We start from the raw sequence: 8703 nt of genomic DNA, 5'->3' as shown, positions 1-8703 counted from the left end.
GGGTTGCCGCAGCATTAGCCTGCATCTTCCGAAAAACGGTTGTTTCTTGGGGTTCAGCAGCTAGAGGTTGAGCGCAGGACAGATAGCGACGGCCGCAATGGACTCTTCATGTCTATCTTCAATAACCACAACGGTGCAGGTTAGCATCTATCCCAGTAATCGGCCAAGGTTGTGTGGAGGTGGAGCGGCAGGGGGTTGTCGGATGCTGATTTACCGGACTGTTCGCTCTTATCCACCTCAAACGTAAAAGATCAACCGCCGCCGCGGATCATCGCAGCGACGGGAGCTGTTCAGGCCTTGGAAGGATTAACCTCGCCTTCCTCCTCGCCGTCCCAGTAATGCACGCGAACAGCATGAACTTTTATCAGGGCCATGCCCGGAGTGTCGATCCCGTCGGGAAACCAGCGATCGATGTCGGAAGACCAATGATCGGCGAAGGCTGCCTTGTCGCGGATGATGATAGCCTCGCCCTCAACGGCGACAAAAAGCGGCGGAGCGCCCAGAATGCCGGCGCGACCTTGGAAGGACAGCGCGACATGCTGGTCGCGCTCGATGTCGCTAACGGTGCGCGTGTCTTCATAGGTGAAGTAATAGCTGTCGCCGTCCCATTCGACCTCGCTGTTGTTGCTCATCGGGCGGGTGGCCAATTGCCCGCCCTCGGTTCGGGTGGTCAGCATGGCAAAATCGATCTTGCCCATCGCCTTTGCCAAATCTTGGATTGTCCTGTGGGCCATGGTCCCTCCTGCGGGTTAAGGATGCACACTGTCCCGAACGCTGGCCTGATACATTTTGTTGCGCGTCCAGACATAGATCCCTCAAGAAGGTTCAGGCTGTAATAGGCCGTGCAACCAGCTTTCGGAGGTGGGTTTGCTAGGATGGGGGAAGTTCACGTCGGAAGGTCATGCGGGCCGTGCGGCAGCTCCCTGCCGGCGGTGATCATGCCATCTCGGCCATCAGGCGATTTTACAGTCGGGTGCTGCGCCATCCCCAGGGCGTGGTCAGGTATGGTTATGCGAAGACTTGGCCGCGGCGGCAGGGGAAGTCCTCTGTTTCAGCCAATCAGCCATGATCACAACATTAGGACCGGTATTGTCGGCAGCGGCGCAGTCAGACAGCCAGCGCGCCGTACGGTCCGGGCCAGTGCTCGCATAGCAGGAGATGCATCCTAGGCGATGGCTCCCCATCGGGGTCATCTCATTGCTACATACACCACACCAGTCACCACGCATCAACGTCTTCTCCATAGCCTCTCAGCTTCGAGTAGCACAGCGGAGTTACCGATCAGCTAATTGCAGCGCTCTCCTCAGTTCGTGCCCCTCGCGTGTTTGCGCAAATCCCACGGCATCTCGAACCTCCTGCTCCAGACACCGCGCTTTGCATTCTTTGCAGCCTGCTCTTCGGCGTCGTAGATGTCCCCGCCATACTGCCGGTAGGCCACAGCCCAGCCCTCCGCTACCATCCAGGCATTCAGATTGCGGTTTCCAGCCCAGCATTCCGCAACCACCCGGCCATAGCGGTCGGTGTCGCGCTCCTCGCAGCGAACCTCTTGCCGGTTGATCGCGTCCACCAGCGCTTCGGTCGATGCCTCCCCGCACGTCCAGTCCGACCGGTTTCGTCGACAGGTTTGCCGCCCCTCTGGGGCATCGATGCCGAACATCCGGATCCGTGTGCCATCGATATCCAACGTATCGCCGTCGATGACATGGGCCAGACCCGCCACCTGATCGCGAGCTTGCTCAGTCCGAAGAATGTCCCCAAGCTGATCTTCCAACGCATCACGGATCTGGGGACTTCTGTCCCCGATCACCAGGATCGCGGCAACAATCGCCAAAGCACCAATGAGCTTCTGCAAGCCGCTCCGGCGACGTGTCTTTTGTCTTGAACTCATGGCCGGCGGTGTGGAGCCAAACGCAAGCGTCCGCAAGGAGTGACCGGCTCAGAGCGGCCGGTCGATGACCGCTAAGTGCCGCAGTAAAGTTTTCCAAACCGGACATCCGTGCTTCGCGCACCGAGTTTGACCAGGCGAAGGCCGCTGTGCAGGAGTTTTCTGCCGTTCGCCGCGGGCTCTAAATTCACGATGCGTCTGCGAAGCCGTGATGGAGTGAAATCAGATCAAGTGCCTATAGTAGACGACACCGGCAGCTTGCTCGACCCTTTCATTTCCTTCAACGACAGGTTGGAGCGGATGCTTGTCACACCTGGAAGCCGGCGCAACGTGCTGTCGACGAAGGCGCTGTAATCGTCTAGGTCGCGTGCCACCACGATCAGCAGGAAGTCATCCGCACCTGTGGTGTTGTGACACGCGAGGATGTTCGGCGTCGTTTCGACGATGCGCTGGAATTCGGCAGTGGCGGCTTGGTCGTGTTCAGAACAGCGCAGCTGAACGAAGGCCATGACACCGAGGCCGAGCTTGCGCCGGTTCAGGTTCGCTTGGGAGCCCTCGATGAACCCACTTTCCTCGAGCCGTTTCAGCCGCCGCCAGCAGGGAGTTTCGCTCATTCCAAGACGATCGGCGAGCCTGGCGTTGGTCATGCGACCATCGTCCTGCAAAAGGCTCAGAAGCTGAGCATTAATACCGTCAATCTCTGGCATCGAGCAGATTCCTCCATAAAGCGTGATTCTGATAGGGAATACTGCCTTGTAAATCGTTAATACGGGAAAGAATGGCAATCTTATTTCGGGTGCACCGGCCTATTCTGCCGCAGATTTGCCTCAAACCGAAAGTCCCTGCCATGAAGGCCGTCCTCTTCGAAAAATTCCAGGAAGCTCCCAAGCTGACGAGAGTTGCCGATCCCACCCCCGGCCCGGATGGTGTGGTGCTGAAGGTCGCAGCCACTGGGGTCTGCCGCAGCGACTGGCATGGCTGGATGGGGCATGACAGCGCCATCGACCTGCCGCACGTGCCGGGGCATGAACTGGCCGGTGTGGTCGAAGCCGTCGGCAAGGAAGTCAGGAACTGGAAGGTCGGCGACAAGGTGACCGTTCCCTTCATCTGCGGCTGCGGCAGTTGCTCGGAGTGTCATTCGGGCAACCAGCAGGTCTGCCTGTATCAGGAACAGCCTGGCTTTACGCATTGGGGGTCGTTCGCGGAATATGTGCCGATCCATCATGCAGACCTGAACTTGGTTGCATTGCCCGAAGCGATGGATTTTGCCACCGCTGCCAGCCTCGGCTGCCGTTTTGCCACATCTTTCCGGGCGGTGATCGACCACGGCAAGGTCCGCGCAGGCCAGTGGCTCGCAGTCCATGGTTGCGGCGGCGTCGGCTTGTCGGCGGTGATGATCGCCGCAGCAGCGGGGGAGAACGTGATCGGCGTCGATCTCGATCCGGCCAAGCTGGCCATGGCGCGGGACCTGGGTGCGGTGGCGGTCATTGACGGGCGCGAGGCCGACGTCCCCGCCGCCATCCAGGAGATCACCAAAGGCGGAGCGCATGTCTCGCTCGACGCATTGGGGCACCCGGCGACGATGACCAACTCGATCCTGTGTCTCAGGCCGCGGGGCAGGCACGTTCAGGTGGGTCTGATGCTGGGGGACCATGCCGCCCCCGCGATCCCGATGCCGATGCCGAAGATCGTCGGGCAGGAAATCGAGTTGCTTGGCTCACATGGGATGCAGGCGCACCGTTATGGCGCGATGCTGGACATGGTCGCCAGCGGGCGGCTGGATCCGTCGCGGCTGGTGGGCCGGGAGATCAGCCTGTCTGGAGCCCCGCAAGCACTGATGGAGATGGACAGGTTTCAGTCCTTAGGCGCCACCGTCATCACCCGGTTCTGAGTGCGAGTTCATCGGATTCATCGGCGGCGGCACTATTGTCACCGTCCTTCTGGGCGGGCTCATCGTGCGAGGCAAGGTCTCGGTGCAGGTTGCCGCCACCGATTCAGGCACCGATCAACGGGTGCACATGGAAGCAACCTAGCAAATAACAGGAATGGCCTCTTCGCGTCGTCCGGCCACCCATAATGACGGGAAGAACGCGGGAGGTCACACACCCGTGCACTTTCGGCCCTTTGCGGTCGGTCGGGAGAGCAGCGGCGCCGCAGTGCGGATTCTCCATACCGGCCACTCATGCTTGCCGCAGCAAGATTGACCGGGCAATGTCGCTGATGCGGGACCTTTCTGCCGGTCACATCGTCTAACCGATGACCCTTCGCGGCTGCAGCATGGGCGACATGGATGGCGGAAAGCCGACTGAGGGCAGCGCAGCAAAGCAGCTGCGGCATCTTGCTAGAGCAGCCGTTCGAACACCCTGCCGCAATTGACGTAGCATCACTATTTACGGCCGGAAAAGCCACATTTCCGCAACAACGGTGACCACCGAGGCCCGCGTGCTTGCCCAAGGTCCGCGCGATATCACTCAGCGCCTCGTTAGCCGTGCAACGTTGCCAGAGTTCAGCCTCCTGATAAGGCGACAGGCGACGGTGAGCGGTTCGTGCCATCGTAGGCCCCTGTCAAAACATCTCAGGCCGACGTTGTTGCGTCGACCGATCAACCACACTAGCTCTTTTCAAGACGCCGCCGGGAGCGGACTTGTCAGGCAACGCAACTGCATGGGTCGACGTTGAAGTCCAGCCTGCCCACTGAATCTGGTCCGCTTGCGCAGCGACATGAAATGGATGGATGCTTGCCATGCCGACACTGACGATCACCCACAAAACGACTTACGCTTATAGGCATCCCGTCATTCTCGGACCGCATCGGCTCATGCTGCGGCCCCGGGAAAGTCGGGACCTCAGGCTCATCTCGCTTGAATTGGATGTCTCACCGCAAGCCGAGCTTGCATGGTCGCAGGACGTGGCAGGAAATGCGATCGCCTTGGCGAACTTCGAAGGTTCAGCCGACCGTCTGTCCATCGAAAGCCGTGCCCAGGTTGAGCTGACTGCCCCCATGTGGCCGATCTACCCTATCGCTGCCAAGGCGATCAGTTATCCCTTCCTTTATTCCGACGAAGACTGGACCGACCTCGGCGCCCTAACACGCCCACACTACGAGGATAATGAGCGCCGCCTCTCGCAATGGGTGGAAGGTTTCGTGTTCCAGCGTCCGACGGACACCTTGTCTCTCCTGAAGGATATCAACGCCGGCATATCCGCTCACCTGGCTTATGAAAGCCTTGAAAGCGAAGGCACGCAGTCTCCACTCCAGACATTGTCATACGGAAAAGGGTCGTGCCGCGATTGGGCCGTCCTGCTCGCAGAAAGCGCTCGCCACCTGGGGCTTGGGGCGCGCCTTGTCTCCGGCTACCTCTTCGATCCCGATTACTCGCTTGTAGGCTCCACCGATTCTGGATCGACGCATGCCTGGGTGGAGATCTACCTTCCAGGCGCAGGATGGATCACCTTCGACCCGACCAATCGTAGCGTGGGGTCAGGCAACCTCGTTCCTGTCGCTGTCGCCCGCGATATCCGTCATGCCGTTCCTGTGACAGGGAGCTTTGCCGGCCCGTCTGACGCGCTGATCGTCATGAGCGTAGAGGTTGGCGTGTCCAGCTTGACCATGTCATAGCATCGTGACTCTGTATATCCACAGAGTTCATGACCAAAGAAAACATTGGTGCGTTGCCATGCCTCGACTGTGTCAAAAGATCAAATGCGCGGCGGCCTTTGCGAAGGTTGGTCATGATGACAAACGCAATTTTCCCGCGCTGCACAGGGCGCGAACCTACGTTCCAAGCTTGACCCCAATCCAGATCTAGACAAAGCGTTGTTCCGGCCTTCGACACGGGTCAGGCGAGTTGTCCGCCCAACTGTTCCGCAAGTGTCTCAATGAGCTTAATGCCGGTGTCAGAGCCCGCTGAGCTGCAGCTGGCCATGATCTTGCCGCTCGTGCCAGACGCCTCGTGCGGGTGGTTCGTCAGGCGCTCTTGGCTCTTGATCAGGGCCGACTGGACGGATGCGGCTGCGAGCTTGATCGCTGACGCTCTTCAAGCAGATCGGACCTGCCGGGTATTTGTGCCGCTCCACACGCTTCAGTTGATGCATCAGGATGGGCATGCCAACAAACGCGAAAGGGGCCACATCCGCCAAGTTTTCATGCGTCTTGTCAGCGAGATTGCCGCTCATAAAGATGCAGCACACGCCCAGAACATTGTAAAACCAGCGAGATGCGTCGATGCTAAGGCGAGCCGTTCCAAGCCGCAGATCCATCGACGAGACATTCGGCAGCGTTTCTCGCGCGGCGCGCTTGCAGCTCTCAAAGTCCTTCGCGACGCCGGTCACCACGTGACCGACGTCCTCCATTAGATCCTGAAGATCCAACGCGATGAGGAATTCCTCCTCCACAATCTGAACGCGCAGACTCACGCGCTGCGGAGTGGCACGTGAATGACGACGCGATACCCGGGTTCTGCATGAGTTGTGGTCATGGAGGCGTCGAGCTGCGCCACGAGGCCGTCGATGATGCTCGTGCCGAGGCCCGGTTTGGCGTCAACGTCCTTCCCGGTGCCGTTGTCCGCCACGTCGATTACCAGTCTACCATCTTCCAGACTCGTCGTGACCCTGATGATCCCATCCGCAATGCCCGCGAGACCGTGCTTGATCGCGTTCGTCGCCAACTCGTTCACGATCAGAGCAAGCGGGATTGCCTTATCAGCCGCAAGGTTCACGTCGGCTGCATCACATCGGATCTCCACCCCGGCTGTCCCAGCATCGCCGGATGCAAGGTTTGCGCACAGCTCACGCAGATAGGCGCCGAAGGCAACGGACGTCACCTCGTTCGAGCGGTAGAGCATCTCATGCACGGAGGTAACCGCCCGGACCCGTGCAGCCGCCCCGTGAAGGCGTTCGCGCACCTCGCCCGGACCAGCACGGCGCGCGTCGGTGCTGAGGATGCTGGCCACCAGCTGAAGGCTGTTCTTGATCCGGTGGTTCACCTCGCCGAGCAGCGTTTCCTTCTGCGCCAGCAGCCGGTCTCGTTCCTCCAGAGTGTTGGCCAGCATCTCCTCGCGCTGCTTGGCCCGGGTGATGTCGAGGCTGGCGACGACAAAACGGGGAGGCGTATCGCGATGATCCCGCACCAACTCGCCATGCGATGAGAGCCAGGTCGTGGTCCCGTCTTCCTTGATAAGGCGGTGCGCGAGTGAGACGACCGTATGCTCGGTCGCGTCCATGTGCTGCTCGAAAGCGCCCTTCAGCTCGGCTCGGTCTTCGGGGTGAACCTGCTCGAACAAGTCGCGCGCGGGCAGCGTGCCCTCCCGGTCCGGCAGTCCCAACAGGGCGGCAAGGGCACGAGAGGCGTAGATCGTCTCGGTGCCCGGGTCATATTCCCAGAACGCCAGATCGTTGAGCCGCTGTGCCGAACGTAGGCGGATTGCCTGATCGCGGCGGAACAGCGTCTCGTCCGTCACATCTTCAACATGGTGGATCAGCGCCACGACCTTCCCGTCGCGCAGGATCGGAGTGTTCAGCGGCTTCCAGTGACGCTCCTCGAAACCGCCTGGCGTGCCCCGGATCGGGATGTCGTATTTCTGCACTGGCATGGCATGCGGCCGCCCGGTAGAACGCGCCTTCTCCAAAGACGCGCGGAGGTTACGCACGCCATCGGCGTTCGGATCATCGGGATTGTCCGGGAAAGCCTCAAAGAGCGGGAGCCCGACGAGGCTCTCTTGACGCGCGCCGGTAAGGTCCAGATACTGCCGGTTGACGTCGATGATGTTGAAATCCGGATCGAGGATCAGGTAGCCATGCGGTGCTGCGTCGAAAACAGCAGCACGCAGCGCTACAGCTTCCATCCTCTCAGAAGTTCCGCCCATGTCTGCTCCGATCGCATATCTCTATATCTATCATCATCGAGCCTGTAGATTGGAAAGCCAACCCCACGCCTCTCTAAGTTGGTTCCGAATTCGTAAGGACGGCTAGGCGACTGACCGCTAGCGTCACATACACCAATACCGGACAGCCGTTCTTGCTGTCTTTGGCACACAGTTCGCCGCATGACGGAAGCTGGCGCGTAGCACGATGCCGGGTCCGGTGTCCGCTATGAGGAAGCTGCACTGCGGCACCGTATAGGGGCCGACCGTCTGCTCTGGGCCGACCATGATGCTGCAGTGCGCCTGAATGTCGCTGATGGGCTCCTCGTGTCGATGCTGCCGCCCTTGCCGACGGGGAGTCACTGGGCCCCTTTTGGTCGATATACGGCCGTTTCTGGTGCCGGCTTGAGCGCAGACGCCGAGCCTGCAGGATGATATGCTTGCTTTGTCGACACTATCGAAGAAGGGCGGGCATGGCGGAAAGGAGGTGTCACCATGTCCATCGATTTTCTTCCCGCCGTCAGGCCTGCCCGCGTCAGTTGGAATAAGGGCCGCATCGTCGGTCAGAAGCGGCCGCTTCTTCCGCGGCACGTATGGTCGATCCGGGTCCGGCTTGAAATGGCAGGCAATGACCGCGACCTCGCGCTGTTTAACATGGCGATCGACAGCAAGCTCCGCGGGTGCGACCTCGTGGCTCTGAGGGTCCGAGACGTTTTTGCCGCAGGGCATGTTAAGGAGCGGGCCTCGATGATCCAGAGCAAAACAGGAAAACCTGTTCGGTTCGAGATTACCGATACGACCCGCCAATCCTTGGACCGCTGGATCGGAAACCCCGAGATGATTGGCGTCGAATTCCTGTTGGTCTGCCCCCTGAAAAGTGGTCCTCCCTGAGGTATGGCTTTTGAGCCATTTGGAGGATGCAGGAATGCCCCAGAAAAAGCACAAGCCGGAGGAGAT

At 60.0% G+C, this 8703-nt stretch carries 7 protein-coding genes and 1 pseudogene; 3 read left to right on the top strand and 5 right to left on the bottom strand.

Annotated elements, in window-relative coordinates; all coding sequences use genetic code 11:
- Positions 1 to 290: 290 nt before the first annotated feature.
- From IE00_RS00040 to IE00_RS00030, 3 genes are all read right to left on the bottom strand, one after another.
- Entirely contained in the window at positions 291 to 734 is a 444-nt protein-coding gene (locus IE00_RS00040; protein WP_072295034.1) for a pyridoxamine 5'-phosphate oxidase family protein, read from the bottom strand.
- A 569-nt stretch (positions 735 to 1303) separates the two neighbouring features.
- Positions 1304 to 1852: a thermonuclease family protein gene (locus IE00_RS00035; protein ID WP_170864056.1), complete on the bottom strand. Its 549-nt coding sequence runs from the start codon at positions 1850 to 1852 to the stop codon at positions 1304 to 1306.
- Positions 1853 to 2112: 260 nt separating this feature from the next.
- Entirely contained in the window at positions 2113 to 2592 is a 480-nt protein-coding gene (locus IE00_RS00030; protein WP_072295033.1) for an Lrp/AsnC family transcriptional regulator, read from the bottom strand.
- 140 nt (positions 2593 to 2732) lie between these two features.
- Between IE00_RS00030 and IE00_RS00025 the strand changes: the two genes are divergently transcribed.
- Both IE00_RS00025 and IE00_RS00020 read left to right on the top strand, forming a co-directional pair.
- Positions 2733 to 3776, top strand: coding sequence for a zinc-dependent alcohol dehydrogenase family protein (locus IE00_RS00025; protein WP_072295032.1), 1044 nt, complete (start codon positions 2733 to 2735; stop codon positions 3774 to 3776).
- Positions 3777 to 4628: 852 nt separating this feature from the next.
- The gene (locus IE00_RS00020) at positions 4629 to 5504 is read left to right on the top strand and encodes a transglutaminase family protein (protein WP_072295593.1); all 876 of its coding nucleotides are present in this window, start codon (positions 4629 to 4631) and stop codon (positions 5502 to 5504) included.
- 278 nt (positions 5505 to 5782) lie between these two features.
- Here IE00_RS00020 and IE00_RS19605 read toward each other — a convergent pair whose 3' ends face one another.
- Entirely contained in the window at positions 5783 to 6301 is a 519-nt protein-coding gene (locus tag IE00_RS19605; protein WP_139291260.1) for a hypothetical protein, read from the bottom strand.
- Positions 6298 to 7728 carry a sensor histidine kinase gene (locus tag IE00_RS00010; protein ID WP_205949633.1) on the bottom strand — a complete coding sequence of 477 codons (1431 nt, stop codon included), beginning with the start codon at positions 7726 to 7728 and terminating at the stop codon, positions 6298 to 6300. Before IE00_RS00010 ends, IE00_RS19605 begins: the two co-directional genes overlap by 4 nt.
- A gap of 513 nt (positions 7729 to 8241) precedes the next feature.
- On the opposite strand from IE00_RS00010, the pseudogene IE00_RS00005 reads away from it, so the two are divergent.
- Positions 8242 to 8604 (top strand): annotated as a pseudogene (locus IE00_RS00005) (integrase); the annotation flags it as partial.
- Positions 8605 to 8703: the final 99 nt, after the last annotated feature.

This window comes from Paracoccus sp. SM22M-07 (genome assembly GCF_001887735.1).
In the GTDB taxonomy this organism is placed as follows: Bacteria; Pseudomonadota; Alphaproteobacteria; order Rhodobacterales; family Rhodobacteraceae; genus Paracoccus.
This window is presented reverse-complemented; position numbering and strand designations above follow the sequence as displayed.